Source organism: Caballeronia sp. SEWSISQ10-4 2 (assembly GCF_030464885.1).
In the GTDB taxonomy this organism is placed as follows: domain Bacteria; phylum Pseudomonadota; class Gammaproteobacteria; order Burkholderiales; family Burkholderiaceae; genus Caballeronia.
Map to the genome: position 1 here is coordinate 25,943 of NZ_JALPRJ010000053.1, position 19,156 is coordinate 45,098.

A 19,156-nucleotide genomic window follows, 5' to 3' on the forward strand; every position below is an offset into this window, starting at 1 on the left:
TAAAATCGCCAGCGTTTTGGCCATCCTGGAACGAGTGCGATGATCCGCGTCATAAAAAAACAACGCTGGACGCTGGCGACGCTCACCGCCCTCTCCCTGCTCGCCATTGGTTTTCTGGGCAGCACGCATCGTGCTGACGCCGCCCGCACGCTCAGCGTGTCGCCGCAAGGCAAAGTCACGCAGGCGCGGCAAGTGGTGGTCAAGTTCGACGAAGCCATGATCGCGTTCGGCGACCCGGCCGCCAAAGCACCGGCCCAGGTGCATTGCAGCGGAGGCGCATCGGCAGGTTCCGGCCACTGGATCGACGATAAAACCTGGGCCTTCGATTTCGCGCAAGACCTCACGCCCGGCATGCGCTGTTCGGTGGCGCTGGAAGATGGCCTCAAGTCCACCGCGGGCAACGCACTGACCGGCCCACGCCAGTTCCGCTTCGAGACCGGCGGCCCGTTTGTTACTCGTGTCATGCCCGACGGCGGCGAGATAGAAGAAAACCAGATCTTCGTGCTGCGCCTGAACGGCCCCGCCACCGAAGCGTCCGCGTTGCAGAACATCTGGTGCGAATCGAACGGACTGGGCAACCGGATTCCCGTCAAGACTGTCGATACCAACTCGCGCACCGCCCTCCTCAAACACTTCCGCCTCGAAAAAGACAGCGCACGCGTGCTCACGCTCGCCTGCCAGCAGACGCTGCCGGCCGCCACGAAAACGCAACTCGTGTACGGCGCAGGCGTGACCGGCCCGAGCGGTCTCGCAAATGACGCGGAGAAACGCTTCGACTTCGATGTGCGCGAACCCTTCACCGCGAGTTTCTCGTGCGAGCGCGAAAACGCCAAAGCGCCTTGCACGCCGTTGCGGCCGCTGCGCATCCGCTTCAGCTCACCCGTGCCGCGTGCGGACGCCGCGAAGATCACGTTGCACGGGCCGGGCGGCACAACCTCGCCGCAGTTCGATCCCGATGAAAAAGACAACGACATCACGAGCGTCCAGTTCGCGGCACCGTTGCCTGAACACGCGGATTTATCGATAGAACTGCCGGGCGGGCTGAAAGATTCCAGTGGCCGCACGCTGTCGAACGCCGATCTCTTCCCGCTGAAGACATCGACGGCGCCGATGCCGCCGCTCGCGAAATTTTCATCGTCTACGTTTGGGATCATCGAGCGTTTCGCCGAGCCCAATATGCCCGCCATGCTGCCCGTGACGCTGCGTCACGTGGAAGCCGACCTGAAAGTGAACGGGCTCAATGCGGGCGCGTCGAGCGTGACGAAACTGCGCGTCGATGCCGATACCGAGATCCGCCGCTGGATGAAAACCGTCGATCATTTCGACGGCTTTTCGATGTCCGTCGACGAGATCAAACGGCAAATGCCGCAAGCGCTCAGCAACGGCATCAAGCCGGTCTACACGTCGACCAGCACGGCCAAGGACCCGCAGATCGATATACGTTCGCTGTCGTTGCTGGCGAAGCAGCCCGGTGTCGAAACCCTGAGCGTGCCGCAAACCGATCCGAAGGCCTTGAGGCCCTTCGAAGTAGTCGGTATTCCGCTTGCGAAACCGGGTTTCTATGTGGTCGAACTAGCATCGCCGGCGCTGGGTGCATCGCTCCTCGGCAAGCAACAAGCCATGTACGTGCGCACCTCCGTGCTCGTCACGAACCTTGGTGTGCACTTAAAGCTTGGCCGCGAAAACAGCATCGTCTGGGTGACCGCGCTTGATAGCGGCAAACCCGTGCCGAATGCGCAAGTGCGTATCACGGATTGCAACGGCGACCAGATTGCCACCACCAAGACCGACCTTCATGGCATTGCGACGATCGGCAAACCGCTGGCATCGGCGCGTCCCTGCGATGAAAACAGCATCGACGATTCCGGCTTTTTCGTCTCGGCGCGCGTCGACGATCCGAAGACCGGACCGGATATGGCGTTTGTGCGCTCGGACTGGAATCGCGGCATCGAGTCGTGGCGCTTCAAGGTCCCGACCGACATGAGCCGCGATCAGACCACGCGCGCCACGACCGTGTTCGACCGGACGTTGTTACGCGCGGGCGAAACCGTGTCGATGAAACATTTGATGCGTGAGGAAACGCTGACTGGGTTTGAATTTCCCGCGCATCTGCCGTCGCGCGTGACGATCCGTCACGAAGGCAGCGGGCAAACCTATCATCTGCCGCTTAAATGGGCCGCCGATAAGAGCGCCGACTCCACCTTCCCGATTCCCGCCGCCGCGAAGCTCGGTGAATACAGCGTGACGCTGGATGACGGTTCGGCGGACTCCGATTCTGACTCCGACAGCGGCGACACCGGGTCGGGGCGCACGAGCATCCAGACCGGCAACTTCCGCGTGGAAGAATTCCGCCTGCCGGTATTCAGAGGATCGATCGGCGTCCGTGATCAGAAAACCGGTGCCCTCGTGGGCGCGACCGAAGCGCCGCTCGCCGTGCAAATTGAATATGTATCGGGCGGACCGGCATCGAACCTTCCTGTGCAGGTGTCTGCGTTGATGAAGGACACATCACCGCCTTTTGCTTCGCAATTCGAATCGTTCAGCTTCGCCCCGTACAAGAAACCCGCAGACGATGGCGCAAGCGCACCGGCCGCCGAAGGTGACGACGACAGCTCCAGCGCGCAGGAAGACACCTCCACGTCGAAACTCATCGCCGATAAAACCGCCCTGACGCTCGACCGCAACGGCACGGGAACGCTTACGCTTAAATCGCTGCCGGTGGTGGAAGCGCCGAAGCGGCTTGCGCTGGAAGCGACCTTTGCGGATCCGAACGGCGAGATCCAGACGCTGCGAGGCGACGCCACGCTCTGGCCCGCGGCAGTCGCTGCGGGCATCAAGGCAGGCGACTGGGTGTCGGTGGGCAATGCTGTGCCGGTCCAGGCGCTCGCTGTGGATTTACAAGGCAAGCCACGAGCCGGCGTTGCTCTGGAAATCCGCGGGGTTGCGCGGACCATGACGAGTTCACGCAAACGCATGGTCGGCGGTTTCTACGCCTACGACAACCACACTGAAACGAAAGACCTGGGCACGCTGTGCAGCGGCAAAAGCGACGACCACGGCCTGCTTTCCTGCGACGCAAAGCTGAAGGAAGCCGGCAACGTCGACTTGATTGCAGTCGCGAAGGACGGCGACGGCCGGGTCGCGAACGCGACCACGTCCGTCTGGGTCACGCGTGAAGATCAACTGTGGTTCGGTGGCGAAAACACCGACCGCATCGATGTGTTGCCCGAGAAGACAAGCTATGAGCCCGGTGAAACCGCCCGCTTCCAGGTACGCATGCCGTTCCGCTTCGCGACCGCGCTGGTGGCGGTGGAGCGCGAAGGAATCGTGGAAACAAAGGTCGTGGAACTGGATGGCAAGAACCCGACCGTCGAATTGAAGGTGCAGGATACGTGGGGACCCAACGTGTACGTCTCCGTGCTCGCGATCCGCGGGCGGATTCACGAAGTGCCGTGGTATTCGTTCTTCACCTGGGGCTGGAAAGCGCCGCTCGATTGGGTGCACGCGTTCTGGTACGAAGGCCGGCAATATGAAGCGCCTACGCCGCTGGTCGATTTGTCGAAGCCTGCGTTTCGATATGGACTCGGTGAGATCAAGGTCGGCACGGCCGCGCATAAGCTCGGCGTGACCGTGACGCCGGATGCGAAGTCGTATGCTGTGCGCTCGAAGTCGCATGTGAAAGTGCGCGTAACGCTGCCAGGCGGCAAGCCCGCGCCGGCCGGAACGCAGATCGCCCTCGCCGCCGTCGATGAAGCCCTGCTCGAACTCATGCCGAATCAAAGCTGGAATGTGCTCGACGCCATGCTGCAACGGCGCGCGTATGGCGTGGAGACATCGACGGCACAAATGGAGATCATCGGACGCCGTCACTTCGGGCGTAAGGCCGTGCCCGCAGGCGGTGGCGGCGGACATAGCGCGACACGGGAACTGTTCGATACGCTCCTGCTCTGGAATCCGCGCGTGACGCTCGATGCGAATGGCGAAGCAACGGTCGATGTGCCGCTGAACGATGCGTTGACGAGCTTCCGTATCGTTGCAATTGGCGCCGTAGGTGCGGGGCAATTTGGCACGGGAAGCGCATCGATACGCAGCACGCAGGATCTGCAATTGATTTCAGGTCTACCGCCGCTCGTGCGCGTAGGCGACCAGTTCCGCGCGCTATTCACGCTGCGCAATACGACCGCCCGCAAGATGCAGGTGGTCGTGACGCCCAACGTACCTACGCTCGATTTGAAAGCGCAAAGCGTGGAACTCGCACCGGATTCATCGCGGGAAATCATGTGGGACCTGAAGACGCCCGATGCCATCGGCATGGCTGCGACCGGCGCGTTGAAGTGGCAAGTGAGCGCGGCGGAACAAGGCGGTCCGAAAGCCGCCGATGCCGTCAAACTCACGCAACGCGTGGTGGCTGCAATTCCGGTGACCGTGCAGCAGGCAACGATCACCCAGGTCGACGGCACGTTCGCGTTGCCCGTTGCGCCGCCGGACGCTGCGGTGGCATCGGCGGATGGACAGATTCGCGGCGGTATCGCGGTGACGTTGCAGCCGAAGCTCGCCGACGGTCTGCCGGGCGTACGCCGCTGGTTCGAACGTTATCCCTATAGTTGCCTGGAGCAGCAGACATCGCGCGCGTTGGGTCTCGACGACCTCGCGCAATGGCAGACGGTGATCGCGCGCATGCCTTCGTACCTGGATCGCGATGGGCTCGCCAACTACTTCGCGCCCGCCGACGATTCGCGGCCGTACGGCAGTCCCGCGTTGTCGGCGTATCTGCTCGCCGTCAGCGATGAAGCTTCGAAAGCCGATCCCCGCTTCGCCCTGCCCGACGATCTGCGCGACAAGCTCGCGGCCGCGCTGACCAACTTCGTGGAAGGCAAGATCGAGCGCAAGTTCTGGTCGCCGCGTCAGGATCTGGACTTCGTGAAACTATCGGCTATTGAAGCGTTGTCGCGCTACGGCCTGGCCGCGCCGCGCATGCTCGGTTCGATCACCATCGCGCCGAATCAGTGGCCGACGTCTGCGCTGCTCGATTACTACGCGATCCTTTCGCGTGTCGATGGCATCCCGCAACGCGACGACCAGCGCGCTCAAGTCGAACAGATCTTGCGCGCGCGGCTGACGTATTCGGGCACGCGCCTGACCTTCTCCACGGCCGCCGATGACGATCTCTACTGGCTCATGACTGGCCCGGAATCGAACGCGGCGCGCACGGCACTTCTTTTCGCCGATAACCCCGCGTGGAAGGATGAAATGCCGCGACTGGTCGGCGGTTTGCTCGCGTTGCAGACCAACGGCGCGTGGCAGACCACTACGTCGAACCTGTGGGGCAAGCTCGCCGTGCAGCGCTTCTCGCGCGTGTTCGAAAGCACGCCGATTACCGGCCAGACGCGCATTGCGCTTGGCACGACGGAGAAAGCTGTTGCGTGGAATGCGCCTGTTTCGCCGGCAAACGCGCGTAGCGTCACGTTGCCGTGGGGCACGGGTTCGCTGAATCTCACGCAGGAAGGTAGCGGCAAGCCGTGGGCGACCATCGAAAGCCTTGCGGCCGTTGCGTTGAAAGCGCCATTCGCGGCAGGGTATCGGATCACGAAAACCATCACGCCGGTCGATCCGGCGGTCAAAGGCACGTTCTCGCGTGGCGATATCGTGCGGGTGCATCTGGATATCGATGCTCAAAGCGATATGACGTGGGTCGTCGTCAACGATCCTGTGCCCGCTGGCGCGACGATTCTCGGTTCGGGCCTCGGCCGCGATTCTGAAGCGGCGACCGAAGGCGAAAAGAGTCCACAAGGCGCGTGGCCGGCGTTTGTCGAGCGGGGTTTCGATGGGTATCGCGCGTATTACGACTATTTGCCGAAGGGGAAATTTCAGGTGGAATACACCGTCCGGCTGAACAACGCGGGCACGTTTGGGCTGCCGCCGACCCGTGTGGAAGCGCTCTATGCGCCGTCCGTGTTCGGCGCAATTCCCAATGCGACCGTGGTCGTCGCGCCGCTGGCCGCCGCCAAATAACGCGATGAAACGCGCCGCCCTCGCCCTTCTCGGTTGGGTCGTGTTCGCCAACCCGGCGCACGCGCTGCCGACTTTCGACGAAGTGCGCTCGGGCTGGCGCAGCTCCGACTGGGTGCTGCTCGCGCGCGATGGCGAACCGCTGCAGCGCACGCGTATCGACACGACCGAACGGCGCGGCGACTGGGTCGCGTTGCAAGATGTATCGCCGGCGTTGCGCGAGGCGATCGTCGTGTCGGAGGACAGGCGTTTTTACGAGCACAGCGGCGTCGACTGGCGCGGCGCGGCGGCGGCGGCCTGGGCGAACTTGTGGAATACGCGCACACGCGGGGCATCGACGGTGACGATGCAACTGACCGGTCTGATCGATGAAGATCGCCGGCCGGGACGACGCTCTATTACTGAGAAAGCCACGCAAACGCTCGGCGCGTTGTGGCTCGATCACGCATGGCGCAAGGATCAAATTCTGGAGGCATACCTCAATCTCGTGCCGTTTCGTGGCGAGATCGTGGGGTTATCGGCGTTATCGCAGACTTTATTCGGCAAGCTGCCGTCCGGGTTGAATGAACGCGAAGCGGCGCTCACGGCTGCGCTGGTGCGTGCGCCGAACGCAAACTACGCGAAGGTATCGGCGCGGGCGTGCGGGATTTTGCGCGACATGAATCGCGCAAGGTCATCGGCCATGGATCCTTGCGTCAATCTCGACAGCTACGTGCAGTTGACGCTCACACGCACCGCTTCGGCCTCCCCGCGTTCCTCCGACTATGATGCGCTCGCGCCGCACTTCGCACGCCGGGTCGCCAGCGAACTGCATCCGACGGCAGGCGCTCGCATCCGCTCCACACTCGACTCCCACCTCCAGCGCTTCGCCCGCGACTCGCTCGCGCGCACCCTGCTCGAACTCAACTCGCGCGCGCATCAACGCAACGTGCACGATGGCGCGGCGATCGTCATCGATAACCGCAGCGGCGAGATTCTCGCGTGGGTCGGCTCGGCGGGAGGGTTATCGAATGCACCGGAAGTCGATGCCGTCGTCGCGCTGCGCCAGGCTGGTTCGACGCTGAAGCCATTTCTGTACGCTCAGGCCATCGACGAAAAGCGCCTCACGCCAGCCTCCTTGCTCGACGACGCCCCGCTCGATCTCGCTACCGGCGGCGGCCTGTATATCCCGCAAAACTACGATCACGATTTCAAGGGCTGGGTGAGCATGCGCACGGCGCTGGGGTCCTCGCTGAACGTGCCGGCCGTGCGTACGCTGGTGATGGTCACGCCACACCGGTTCGCGAAAACGCTGGTGTCGCTCGGCCTGCCGCTCACGCAAGCCGGCGATTATTACGGCTTCAGCCTCGCGCTCGGCAGCGCCGACGTGACGCTCGCGACACTCACGAACGCGTACCGGACGCTCGCGAACGGTGGCCTCACCGGGCCGATGTTCGACGTGACGGAGCATGCATCCGCCGCTTTGGACAAGCGCATTTTCAGCCCGCAAGCCAGCTTTATCGTGACGAATATCCTCTCCGATAACAACGCGCGCACCCGTACCTTCGGCTTCGACAGCGTCCTCGCCACGCGCTTTTTCAGCGCCGTGAAAACCGGCACGAGCAAGGACATGCGTGACAACTGGGCGGTCGGCTACACATCGCGTTATACGGTCGGCGTGTGGGTGGGCAACGCGGACGGCGCGCCTATGTGGGACGTGTCCGGTGTCACGGGCGCCGCGCCCGTGTGGGCCGCGCTGGTGAACTACCTGCACCGGCAATCGCCGAGCCGGGCGCCGGGCGCGCCAGCGGGCGTGGTGCGTACGAAGATCGTTTATCAGAACGATATCGAACCGTCGCGGGACGACTGGTTCCTGAGTGGCACGGAGATGTCGCGGATCGCTTTGTCGGCGAACGCGGAGGGCGCGAGCGCGCGCAACGGCGCGGCCCGGATCGCCACGCCCACCGACGGCACTATTTTCGCGCTCGATCCCGATATCCCAGCGGCGCGCCAGCGGGTCTGGTTCGAAAGCGCGCAAGGTGCGCCGGCGGGCAGCGTGTGGCGGCTGGACGGCAAAGTGGCGGGGCCTTCTGCCTGGATGGCACGAATGGCGTGGCTTCCGTGGCCGGGGCATCACACGCTGGAACTAGTCGATGGCCACGGCCTGGTGGTCGATTCGGTGAAGTTTGAAGTGCGCGGCGCGTTTGCAAAAATCAAAACAAAGGGTTAATGAGAATCAAAGCTGGAAGCGCAAATCTGAGAAAGCAACAAATTCGACACGCTTATATCCGGGAAAGGTTAAATCTGAACCGATCCGCCCCCATCCGCCATGAGTCTGGTGATAATCGCTAAATGGAATCGAAACTGGACAGCGGATTGGGCTCAACCGGCAAAATAATAGCCGGCGATGTTGTAAAAAATAATCCCGTCCGTGCCGGCCGAGCGTCGCTGCCATTATCCTTACCCGCATTTTGTCCTATGCTTGTTGGGCTTCCTGGCCAGGCTTCCAGTAAGGCCGGCATCGATTCCTCCTTCTTGTTTTTCAACCTGGAGCACTTGTCATGCTGAAAAAGCTGCTGATGTTATTCGTGGCCCTTGCGTTGTCGATGGGAGTCGCGTTTGCGGCCGTCGATGTGAATACGGCGGACCAAACCTCCCTCGAAGCAGTTAAGGGGCTTGGGCCGGTGAAGTCGAAGGCGATCATCGACGAACGGACGAAGAATGGCCCGTTCAAGGATGCCGACGACCTCGCCAATCGCGTGAAAGGACTCGGCACGAAGTCCGTGACGAACCTGGAGCAGGCCGGGCTGACCATCGGTGGCTCATCCACGCCGCCGACCGGCACGAAGGCCAGCAAGACGCCGGCCGCCACAAGCGCAGCGCCTGCGGCAAAATCGACAATGAAACCATCGACGGCCGCGACCCCCGCCACGCCGCCTGCCGCGACCACGGCGATGACACCGGCGACGACGCCGGACGCGGCTTCAGCGGCAACGGGCAAGAAGGGTAAGAAAGCCAAGGCCAGCGCGGCAGCAAGTTCCAGCGCCGCGACCACGGCTACGGCCGATGCTGCGTCGGGTGCAAGCGGCGCCAAGGCATCGAAGAAATCCAAGAAAAAGAAAGCCGCGAGCGACGCGGCAGCAACCTGAGGACGGCGACGCACTACGGCACTGAATCGTGAGCGTGGAATGGCCATTTACGCGCAGCTCAAATTCAGGCGGCCCGGTCGCTCTGCAGCAGAAACACTCTAGCCGTTCCTCACGGGACGGCATGTTTTCCGTTCGGCGCAGGCAAACCAGCATGACGCCGGACGGCATCTAACCAGCATCGTTTCCAAGTGAGACAGCCATGAGCCTACTCGATACCCTCGCCTCCTCCTTCGGCAATTCGTCGTCTCAAGGCGGCGGCGCGCAGTCCGGCCTCATCGCCGCTGCGATGGAGTTCGTCAATAACCAGCCCGGCGGCCTGAGCGGCCTGATTCAGCGTTTTCACGAGAACGGCGCGGGCGACATCGTCTCGTCGTGGGTCGGCACCGGCGAAAACAAACCCATCAGCTCGGACACCGTAACCAACGTGCTCGGCTCGGACGCAGTTAGCCAGATCGCGCAGAAAGCGGGTCTTTCGGGCGACCAGGTGTCCGGCATGCTCGCTACCGTGCTGCCGCATCTCGTGAACCAAGCGACGCCGAACGGCGAAGTGCCGGCGGATGGCAAGCTGGACGTGGGCAGCTTGCTGGGTTCGCTCGGCGGCCTCGGCGCTCTGGCAGGCATGTTCGGCAAGAGCGAAGAACCGAAGGCGTAAGCGTCTTTCGTCCTGGTTTTCTGCAATTGCAAAAAGGGGCAACGGAGTGATCCGTTGCCCCTTTTTTGGGTGAAACCGGGTTAAGCCCGGCAAGCGTCTTAATGCACGACGCGATCGAACACGAACTCACCCTCGCGGATATCGACGGGAATCACGTCCTTCGGTCCGAACTTGCCGGCCAGAATCAGCTTCGCGACAGGATTTTCGATTTCCTGCTGGATCGCGCGCTTCAATGGCCGGGCACCGAACACCGGGTCGTAACCCACCTTGCCGATCTGCTCGAGCGCTACGTCCGAGACATCGAGTTCCATTTCCAGCTTCGCCAGCCGTTCACGCAGCCGCTGCAACTGGATCTTCGCGATCGACTGAATGTTGGCGCGGTCGAGCGAATGAAACACCACGACATCGTCGATGCGGTTCAGGAATTCCGGCCGGAAGTGCAGCTTGACTTCCTCCCAGACGGCATCTTTCACCGCTTCGTGCGGTTCACCGACCATCGACTGGATCACGTGCGATCCCAGGTTCGACGTCATCACGATCACCGTGTTCTTGAAGTCCACGGTGCGCCCTTGCCCGTCGGTCATACGGCCGTCGTCGAGCACTTGCAGCAGCACGTTGAACACGTCCGGGTGCGCCTTCTCGATTTCGTCGAGCAGAATCACGCTGTAAGGCTTGCGGCGCACCAGCTCGGTCAGATATCCGCCTTCCTCATAGCCAACATAACCCGGCGGCGCGCCGATCAACCGCGCGACGCTGTGTTTCTCCATGAACTCGCTCATGTCGATACGGATCAGATGATCCTCCGAATCGAACAGGAACGCGGCGAGCGCCTTGCACAACTCGGTCTTGCCCACACCCGTCGGCCCGAGGAACAGGAACGAACCATACGGCCGGTTCGGATCCGACAAACCCGCGCGCGAACGGCGAATAGCATCGGCCACCGCGCCGATCGCTTCGTCCTGCCCGACCACGCGGTCGTGCAACTTCGCTTCAATCTGCAACAGCTTCTCGCGCTCACCCTGCATCATCCGCGACACCGGAATCCCCGTGGACCGCGACACGACTTCCGCGATCTCCTCGGCGCCCACTTGCGTGCGCAAGAGCCTTGGCCGCGTCGGATTGCTCTGTTCCGCGGTCTCGGCCTGCGTGACCTGCTTCAGTTGCGACTCGAGTTCAGGCAGCCTGCCGTACTGCAATTCGGCGACCTTATCGAGCTTGCCTTCACGCTGCAAACGCACGATATCCGCACGCACTTTCTCGATCTCTTCCTTCAGCGTCGCGCTGCCCTGCACGGCAGCTTTCTCCGCCATCCAGATTTCCTCGAGGTCGGAATACTCGCGATCGAGCCGCTCGATTTCCTCCTCGATCAACTGCAAGCGCTTCTGCGACGCCTCGTCTTTTTCCTTCTTGACAGCTTCGCGCTCGATCTTCAACTGGATCAGGCGGCGATCGAGCCGGTCCATTTCTTCGGGCTTCGAATCGATTTCCATCTTGATCTTCGACGCGGCTTCATCGATCAGATCGATGGCCTTGTCCGGCAGGAAACGGTCCGTGATATAGCGATGCGACAACTCCGCCGCCGCCACAATAGCCGGATCGGTGATCTCCACGCCGTGATGCAGTTCGTACTTTTCCTGCAAGCCGCGCAGGATTGCGATGGTCGCCTCCACCGACGGTTCATCGATCAGCACTTTCTGGAAGCGCCGCTCGAGCGCCGCATCTTTCTCGATGTATTTCCTATATTCATCCAGCGTAGTCGCGCCGATGCAATGCAGCTCGCCGCGCGAGAGCGCCGGCTTCAGCATGTTGCCCGCGTCCATCGCACCTTCGGCCTTGCCGGCGCCGACCATGGTATGGATTTCGTCGATGAAAACGATGGTCTGGCCTTCGTCCTTCGCGATATCGCTCAGCACGGCCTTGAGCCGCTCCTCGAATTCCCCGCGATACTTGGCGCCGGCCAGCAACGCGGCCATATCGAGCGACAGCACGCGCTTGCTCTTGAGCGATTCCGGCACTTCGCCGTTCACGATCCGCTGCGCGAGTCCTTCCACAATGGCGGTCTTGCCCACGCCCGGCTCGCCGATCAGCACCGGATTGTTCTTCGTCCGGCGTTGCAAAATCTGGATGGAACGCCGAATTTCGTCGTCGCGGCCGATCACCGGATCGAGCTTGCCGGCGCGCGCGCGTTCGGTCAGGTCGACGGTGTATTTCTTTAGCGCGCCGCGCTGGCTTTCGGCGTCCTGGCTGTGCACCTGACCTCCGCCGCGCACCGCGTTGATCGCGGCTTCGAGCGCTTTACGCGTGAGACCATGCTGCTTGGCAAGCCGGCCGGCTTCGCCCTTGTCGTCTGCAATGGCGAGCAGATACATCTCGCTCGCAACGAAAGTATCGTTGAGCTTTTGCGCTTCCTTGTCGGCGCTGTTGAGCAAGCCGGCGAGATCGCGGCTGACCTGGACGTTGCCGTCGGTGCCCTGGACTTGAGGCAGACGCGTCATGGCGTCCTTGAGCGCGGTTTGCAATGCCTGGACCTGCACCCCTGCCTGCGACAGCAGCGAGCGCGCCGAACCGTCCTGTTGCTCGATCAGCGCAGCAAGCAAGTGGATCGGTTCGATATATTGATTGTCATTGCCGACGGCGAGACTTTGCGCGTCGGCCAGTGCTTCCTGGAACTTCGTTGTTAGCTTGTCGATTCTCATTGAGACCTCCAAATCGGGATGTGTTCAAAATGAGGCGTGATCCGGCACTTTCAAGCGCACTGACGGCCAAAAACCGCATTTTTCTGCGTAATCAATGGTTGATCGGTCTGGTGGCGTCGGGGCGGTTGAGGATGCGGAAGAACGGGCGCGTTGGAAGTTAAAACGTATGTTGCCGCACGTCGGGTGCGTGCGTCGCGGAACCGTTGTGAACAGATTGCGGTTGGGGCGGCTTGGCCAGGTTTGCGGGACGAGTGTGAATCGCTCAGATCGGTCAGCTGTGTCCGGTGATGCCGTTCACTATGTTTGCTGCCGGCGTGAAACGCACGATTCCGAGCAACCCCGCGAGCTCGCCAGCCGGCGATGCCAGATCGCCGACCGTATGCTGGTCGAGCTCCTCGAGGAACGCATCGCGCGCCTTGGCGAACACGCCTCGCAGACGGCAGTGGGACTGGATCACACAATGCCGGTGAGGCTCGCTTGCATTGGCGAAACAACCGACTATCGAAAAGTCGTTCTCCGTCTTGCGGACGACTTCGCCGACGGTGAGCAGCGGCGTACGCGCTTCGAGCCTCAGGCCGCCGTTACGGCCGCGCACGGTTTCTACCCAACCCAGTTCCCCAAGCCGCTGCACCACTTTCATCAGATGATTTTTGGAAATCCCGTAGGCATCGGAAATCTCCTGGATGGTCGATAACCCCTCAGGCCGCACGGCCAGATAGAGCATGACGCGCAGTGAATAATCGGTGTAATCGGTCAGTCGCATGGGGGTATTCGCGTAATCAGTCGCGTGACTCGGTCGCGTGACTCGGTCGCGTGCTTCAATCGCACGGGTATATGGGCACAACTCAAGGCAGCATCAATGGCCGGGTAAACGCTCACCCTGCCTGACCCATGCGTGCCTGGCCTAACCGGCGTTCCCGGCTACCAGATAACAACGGCAACCGTTACAAACCATCGGGCAAGCGGCCACTCCCGCCACCAACAGCTTCACGATTAAACGTCGATTATCATGGGAAGCTATCAACGGGAAGTCAATGAAACATCATTCTGCTTATTGGCCCTACTTATTGGCCCTGCTTATCGCCCTGCTTATTGGCCCCATTTAATGGTCCCATTTAATGGTCCCATCTAACGGCCGTGGCTCTTATGAAAGCTAGTCCGCAATAGGTTCGTTGTTTCTTCAGTTTCCGTCAAATGCCCTCCGCATAGGGCATTTTCCTAATATCCGGCGAGTCGATCGCGCGCGGCAATTCGATGGGCGCACTCAGCTTTGCCGCCCGGACTAATTTCACACCCGAATGCTGTCATCGAATCCCATGATTGAGCCTTTGATTGAGCCTTTGATTGCCCCCTCGACTGAACCCGTGATCGAGCCAAACACACAGGCGACGCCATTTGTCCGCGCCACGGAACCCGACGAAGCCAATATCCGGCAATTGGTCGACGCATTCTACCGGCGGGTCGACGATGACACGCTGCTCGGCCCGATCTTCGCCCGCGAACTGGCTGGCCGCTGGGACGCGCATCTGGCGAAAATGACGACGTTCTGGTCAAGCCTCGTGCTCGGAACCAAGGCGTACCGGGGCAACGTCCAGGAAGCGCACCGCCCGCTCGGCGACATCGAACCCCAGCACTTCGCCCGCTGGCTCACGCTTTTCCTCGATACCGTCAACACCCGCTACGAACCAGCCGCCGCCGTGCAGTTCATGGAACCGGCGCTACGCATTGCGCAAAGCCTGCAATTGAGCAAGTTCGGCTGGGACTATGCCATTCCTGATGCTCAGGTCGATCTGCTCGCATCCCTCAAGCGCCTGCGAACGGGTCGTAGCGAGAATGAATCTTCGGCGGAGTTACCCGCCCGGAGCCGCGGCGAGCCGTTTCCAGTCAAGCTGTCGGGCGTTGAAAGCGAGGAATCCTAGACACATGCGGTGCGGGCAAACGGACCACGCCTCGCTTACGTCCCCGCCCCTTTCTTCGACTCCGGATCCCATCGCGCCCGAGCGGCATCGTCGGATTCGCGGGCATCGACCCATTTTTCGCCGTGTTCCGTCTTTTCCTTCTTCCAGAATGGCGCCTGCGTTTTCAGATAGTCCATTACGAACGCGCACGATTCGAACGCCTCTCCCCGATGCATGGCGGTAGTTGCCACCAGCACGATCTGGTCGAGCGGCAAGAGTTTCCCCACGCGATGCACGATCAGCACGTCGGAACCCGGCCAGCGGTCGCGCGCCTGAGCCGCGATCGCCTCCAGCGCCTTTTCGGTCATGCCGGGATAGTGTTCCAGCTCCATCGCCTGGACCGTATTGCCTTCGTTCAGATCACGCACCGTGCCCACAAAACATGCCACCGCGCCGACCTTGGGATTGTCGGCGCGTAGCGCGGCAACTTCCGTGCTGATATCGAAATCAGTTTCCTGCACGCGTACGCGGGTCATCTCAGCCGCCCGTGACTGGCGGGAAAAACGCGACTTCGCAGCCTTCCGTGATGCGCCGCGACGGGTCGGTCATTTCGTGGTTGCACGCCATTCGCAACGAGCGGCCTTCGGCGAGCGTTTCCGCCCACGCGCCGCCGCGCGTACGCAGCCAGGCCCGCACGTCGCCGACGCTGGCCACGCCGTCCGGGACCTCCACGCTCTCGTTCGCTACGCCCAGCGCTTCACGCACGCCCGCAAAAAACCTCAATTCGACTTTCATGATTGCCTTCAACGCATCAGTTCTGAAAACGGCATGAAACGCACAGTCTCGCCGGCCTGGATGGCGTGATTCGGCGGGTTATCGATCAGTCCGTCGCCCCATACCGTCGATGTCAACACTGCCGAGCTTTGATTCCCAAACACCTCCAGACCACCGGCGTCGTTCACGCGGGCGCGCAGGAATTCGTTGCGCCGGTCACCCTTTTTCTGGGTGAAATCGGCACGCATTGAATACGCGCGCGGCTCAACCGCCTCGACGCCCGCCAGCCGCAGGATAAAGGGGCGCACGAAGAGCAAAAACGTGCAGAAACTGGACACCGGATTACCCGGCAAGCCGATAAAAAACGCCTCGTCACCATTTTGAGCCGTCGCCTCACGCCGCACCGCGCCAAACGCGAGCGGCTTGCCGGGTTTCATCGCGATCTGCCACATGGAAATCCGCCCTTCGGCTTCCACGGCGGGTTTCACATGATCTTCCTCGCCCACCGATACCCCGCCGCACGTGAGGATCAGGTCGTGATCGAGCGCTGCCCGCCGCAGCATTTCGCGGGTTGCGTCCAGCCGGTCGGCCACGATACCGAAGTCCGTCACGTCGCAGCCCAGCTTCGCGAGCAACGCACGCAGCGTGAAACGGTTTGAGTTGTAAATCGCGCCGGGACGCAACGGCTCGCCGGGCATGGTGAGTTCGTCGCCGGTAAAAAACACCGCCACGCGCACCTTGCGCACGACTTCAAGCGCAGCGCTTCCCACCGATGCCGCCAGCCCCAGCGCCTGCGGCGTAAGCCGCGTGCCGGTAGGCAGAATCACGGAGCCGCGACGGATATCCGCGCCTTGCTGCGTGATCCACTCCCCTTCGGGCGGCACTTGCGTGAACGTCGCGCCGGCTTCGTCGAGACGAACCATCTCCTGCATCACGATGGCGTTCGCACCCGGCGGCACGGTTGCTCCGGTGAAGATGCGCGCCACCGTGCCGGCGGCGAGCGGCTCGGCGGTCTGGCCGGCCGGCACGCGTTGCGAAACGGGCAGCGTCACGCCGCGCGCCTCTGTCGCCGCGGCGAGATCCGCCGCCCGCACCGCATAACCGTCCATGGAGCTGGTGCGCATGGGCGGGACGTCGAGCGGCGACACGACCGCTGTCGCCAGCACGCGCCCGAGCGCGTCGAAGGTATCGACGGTTTCAACGCCGTCCACCCGGCGCGCGGCCGTTAGCAAAGTGGCGCGTGCGTCGGCGGTGGACAGCATTGGCGGGCGTGAAGCGGCGGGCGTGGTGGACATCGTCGGGAATGTGGGTTGGCCGTGAAATGGGCAGCGCTAACAGGGTCGCCACCGAAGCACTTATTGTAGCGAGAAGCGAGCGCCAACCGGTCGGCTGCTCCCACCCGATCCGGGCTCGTCGGCCATCAGGACAAGTGTTCGGCCACCCCGTCCCCTCGCTTCGCGACCCCTTTTTCGCCTTCCGCCCGCGCTGCCGCGCGGCCCGGGCTCGGTGATACACTCGCACGACACTTTCAGACTTCTCCCCTATGAAATTCTGTTCCGTCTGCGGCCACGAGGTCGGCCTGAGCATCCCGCCCGGCGACAACCGCCCGCGCTACGTTTGCGGTAATTGCGGCACGGTGCACTATCAGAATCCGCGCAACGTGGTCGGGACCGTGCCCGTCTGGGACGACAAGGTGCTGCTGTGCCGGCGCGCGATCGAACCGCGCTACGGCTACTGGACCTTGCCCGCGGGTTTCATGGAGATGGACGAAACCACCAGCGAAGGCGCTGCACGCGAGACGCTCGAGGAAGCCGGCGCGCGTGTCGAAATCCAGAGCCTGTTCACGCTGCTGAACGTGCCGCATGTGCATCAGGTGCACCTTTTCTACCTGGCGCGGCTGCTGGATCTCGACATCGACGCAGGCGAGGAAAGTCTCGAAGTGCAGCTCTTCGACGAGAGCGACATCCCCTGGGACGAAATCGCCTTCCCGACGGTCGCCCAGACGCTGCGCTTCTTTTTCGCCGACCGCGCCGCCGGCAACTACGCGCTGCACACCGGCGACATCTTCCGCTCACTGCGCGAAGGCTGAGCGCGCCCGAGAATCATGGTTCCATGGCTCGCCTCCGACGATCCGTTCCCCCCCGTCGAGCGCGCGCTCGGCGAGGCGAGCGGCGCGCCGGGATTGCTCGCGGCAAGCGCCGAATTGCAGAGTAGCCGTCTCGTGGATGCGTATCAGCGCGGCATTTTCCCGTGGTATTCCGACGGCCAGCCGGTGCTCTGGTGGAGTCCCGATCCGCGCATGGTGCTGATTCCCGACGAATTCAAAGTTTCCGATTCACTGCGTAAAACGCTGCGGCGCGTATTGCGCGAGCCGACGTGGGAAATCCGCGTGGACCACGATTTCGCCGGCGTGATGCGTGCCTGCGCGCAGACGCCGCGCGAAGGTCAGCGCGGCACGTGGATCACGGCGGATATTGTGGAAGCGTATTCATCACTGCATCGCGAGGGCCGGGCGCACAGCATTGAAACGTGGTTCGAGGGCAAGCGCGTGGGCGGTCTTTACGGCGTGTCGTTCGGACGCATGTTTTTCGGCGAATCGATGTTCGCGCATCGCACCGATGCCTCGAAAATAGCGCTCGCGGCGCTCGTCGGACACTTGCGCCACCATAAAATAGAGATGATAGACTGCCAGCAGAATACGTCGCATCTGGCGTCGCTGGGCGGCCGCGAGATCCCGCGCAAGGCATTTGTGAGACATCTGCGCGGGGCAGTCGGTGAGCCGCCAATACCCTGGCAGTTCGACAAGTACGCGCTGCTTGAGACGCTCCAGCCACGCGTACTTCCGTCAACGTGAACGAGGCCGGTTGCGAACGCCAGGCGGATATACCGCGTGATGTACATTAAGCGGTGACTGGCAAACCGCGATTCACCCTTTGATATTCGCGAACACATCTAGCACCATTGAACACAATCGAACGTGATGTATAGCTGGCAATATAGCGATACGACCGAGGCTTTCCGCCCTGCATCGAACCGCCGCGGCACGGTTGGGGTGGTAAGCAAGATAGACGCTTAAAACGAGAGCTGCCAACGTGACTCACCCCAATGAGCTGCCGCTTTCACCGCTTTCGGCGTTGCAATTCTATGCAACGGCGCCGTATCCCTGCAGCTATCTGGACGGGCGCATCGCGCGCTCGCAGGTGGCGACCCCCAGTCACCTGATCAACTCCGACGTCTACACCGAACTCGTCAAAGCGGGTTTCCGGCGCTCGGGGGTGTTCACCTACCGCCCGTATTGCGACGGCTGCCGCGCGTGCGTGCCGGTGCGCGTACCTATCGACCGCTTCATGCCGAACCGTACCCAGCGGCGCGTCTGGAAACTGCATGGCGGCCTGGTGGCGAGCGTCGCGCCGCTTCACTACGACGAAGAGCATTACGCGCTCTATATGCGCTATCAGTCGGCGCGGCATGCCGGCGGCGGCATGGATCGCGACAGCCGCGACCAGTACGAGCAATTTTTGCTGCAAAGCCGGATCAACTCGCGCCTGGTGGAATTCCGCGAACCCGTGCGCGCAGGTACTGCGGGGGACCCCGGTGCACTTCTTGGGGGAAATCTCGTAGACGATCCCCCCGCGCCGGGCACGTTGCGCATGATCAGCATGATCGACATCCTCGGTGACGGCCTTTCGTCGGTCTACACCTTCTTCGAACCCGGCCTGCCGCACACTAGCTTCGGCACTTACAACATCCTGTGGCAAATCGAACAGGCACGAAGCCTGGATCTGCCTCACGTCTATCTCGGCTACTGGATTCGCGAGAGCGACAAAATGGCGTACAAAGCCAATTTTCGGCCGCTGGAGGGCTTGATCGACGGTCGATGGGACTTGCTCAACCCCGCCACGATGCACTCCGCCGGAACGCCTCCCATGCCCGGCAAGATGCCAGCGGACAAGCCGCGGCGCTGACGATGCGGCTGGCTGTTTCGGCGCCGCTTTCACA

Annotated in this window: 13 protein-coding genes; 8 read left to right on the forward strand and 5 right to left on the reverse strand. The window is 62.3% G+C overall.

From position 1 onward, the window contains the following. The first annotated feature begins 39 nt into the window (after positions 1-39). The 4 genes from M0D69_RS29635 to M0D69_RS29650 all read left to right on the forward strand — a co-directional run bounded on the left by M0D69_RS29635 (position 40) and on the right by M0D69_RS29650 (position 9,789). A complete protein-coding gene (locus M0D69_RS29635; RefSeq protein WP_301785413.1) occupies positions 40-6,012 on the forward strand; it encodes an Ig-like domain-containing alpha-2-macroglobulin family protein in 5,973 nt (1,990 codons plus the stop codon). Between the two features lie 4 nt (positions 6,013-6,016). Further along, positions 6,017-8,218: a penicillin-binding protein 1C gene (gene pbpC, locus M0D69_RS29640; protein ID WP_301785414.1), complete on the forward strand. Its 2,202-nt coding sequence runs from the start codon at positions 6,017-6,019 to the stop codon at positions 8,216-8,218. Positions 8,219-8,549: 331 nt separating this feature from the next. Further along, positions 8,550-9,137: a helix-hairpin-helix domain-containing protein gene (locus tag M0D69_RS29645; RefSeq protein WP_301785415.1), complete on the forward strand. Its 588-nt coding sequence runs from the start codon at positions 8,550-8,552 to the stop codon at positions 9,135-9,137. 199 nt (positions 9,138-9,336) lie between these two features. Then, positions 9,337-9,789 carry a YidB family protein gene (locus M0D69_RS29650; protein WP_301785416.1) on the forward strand — a complete coding sequence of 151 codons (453 nt, stop codon included), beginning with the start codon at positions 9,337-9,339 and terminating at the stop codon, positions 9,787-9,789. A 98-nt stretch (positions 9,790-9,887) separates the two neighbouring features. Here M0D69_RS29650 and clpB read toward each other — a convergent pair whose 3' ends face one another. Further along, complete coding sequence (gene clpB, locus M0D69_RS29655) at positions 9,888-12,485, reverse strand: ATP-dependent chaperone ClpB (protein ID WP_301785417.1); 2,598 nt, start codon at positions 12,483-12,485, stop codon at positions 9,888-9,890. Between the two features lie 271 nt (positions 12,486-12,756). Next, on the reverse strand, positions 12,757-13,248 hold the full coding sequence (locus M0D69_RS29660; protein WP_301785418.1) for an Rrf2 family transcriptional regulator: 492 nt from the start codon (positions 13,246-13,248) through the stop codon (positions 12,757-12,759). A 604-nt stretch (positions 13,249-13,852) separates the two neighbouring features. Here M0D69_RS29660 and M0D69_RS29665 point away from each other — a divergent pair. Next, on the forward strand, positions 13,853-14,404 hold the full coding sequence (locus M0D69_RS29665; RefSeq protein ID WP_301785437.1) for a group III truncated hemoglobin: 552 nt from the start codon (positions 13,853-13,855) through the stop codon (positions 14,402-14,404). A 35-nt stretch (positions 14,405-14,439) separates the two neighbouring features. Here the strand turns inward: M0D69_RS29665 and moaE are convergent, their stop codons facing one another. From moaE to glp, 3 genes are read right to left on the reverse strand one after another with little or no spacing between them, the layout of a single operon-like run. Next, a complete protein-coding gene (moaE, locus tag M0D69_RS29670; protein WP_301785419.1) occupies positions 14,440-14,919 on the reverse strand; it encodes a molybdopterin synthase catalytic subunit MoaE in 480 nt (159 codons plus the stop codon). A gap of 1 nt (position 14,920) precedes the next feature. Next, positions 14,921-15,178: a molybdopterin converting factor subunit 1 gene (gene moaD / locus M0D69_RS29675; protein ID WP_047897675.1), complete on the reverse strand. Its 258-nt coding sequence runs from the start codon at positions 15,176-15,178 to the stop codon at positions 14,921-14,923. A gap of 8 nt (positions 15,179-15,186) precedes the next feature. Next, positions 15,187-16,452 carry a gephyrin-like molybdotransferase Glp gene (gene glp / locus M0D69_RS29680; RefSeq protein ID WP_301785420.1) on the reverse strand — a complete coding sequence of 422 codons (1,266 nt, stop codon included), beginning with the start codon at positions 16,450-16,452 and terminating at the stop codon, positions 15,187-15,189. 248 nt (positions 16,453-16,700) lie between these two features. Between glp and M0D69_RS29685 the strand changes: the two genes are divergently transcribed. From M0D69_RS29685 to M0D69_RS29695, 3 genes are all read left to right on the forward strand, one after another. Further along, positions 16,701-17,246: an NUDIX hydrolase gene (locus M0D69_RS29685; protein WP_301785421.1), complete on the forward strand. Its 546-nt coding sequence runs from the start codon at positions 16,701-16,703 to the stop codon at positions 17,244-17,246. Positions 17,247-17,261: 15 nt separating this feature from the next. After that, a complete protein-coding gene (gene aat, locus M0D69_RS29690) occupies positions 17,262-18,011 on the forward strand; it encodes a leucyl/phenylalanyl-tRNA--protein transferase (protein ID WP_301785422.1) in 750 nt (249 codons plus the stop codon). Positions 18,012-18,249: 238 nt separating this feature from the next. Further along, the gene (locus M0D69_RS29695) at positions 18,250-19,122 is read left to right on the forward strand and encodes an arginyltransferase (protein ID WP_301785423.1); all 873 of its coding nucleotides are present in this window, start codon (positions 18,250-18,252) and stop codon (positions 19,120-19,122) included. Positions 19,123-19,156 lie beyond the last annotated feature (34 nt).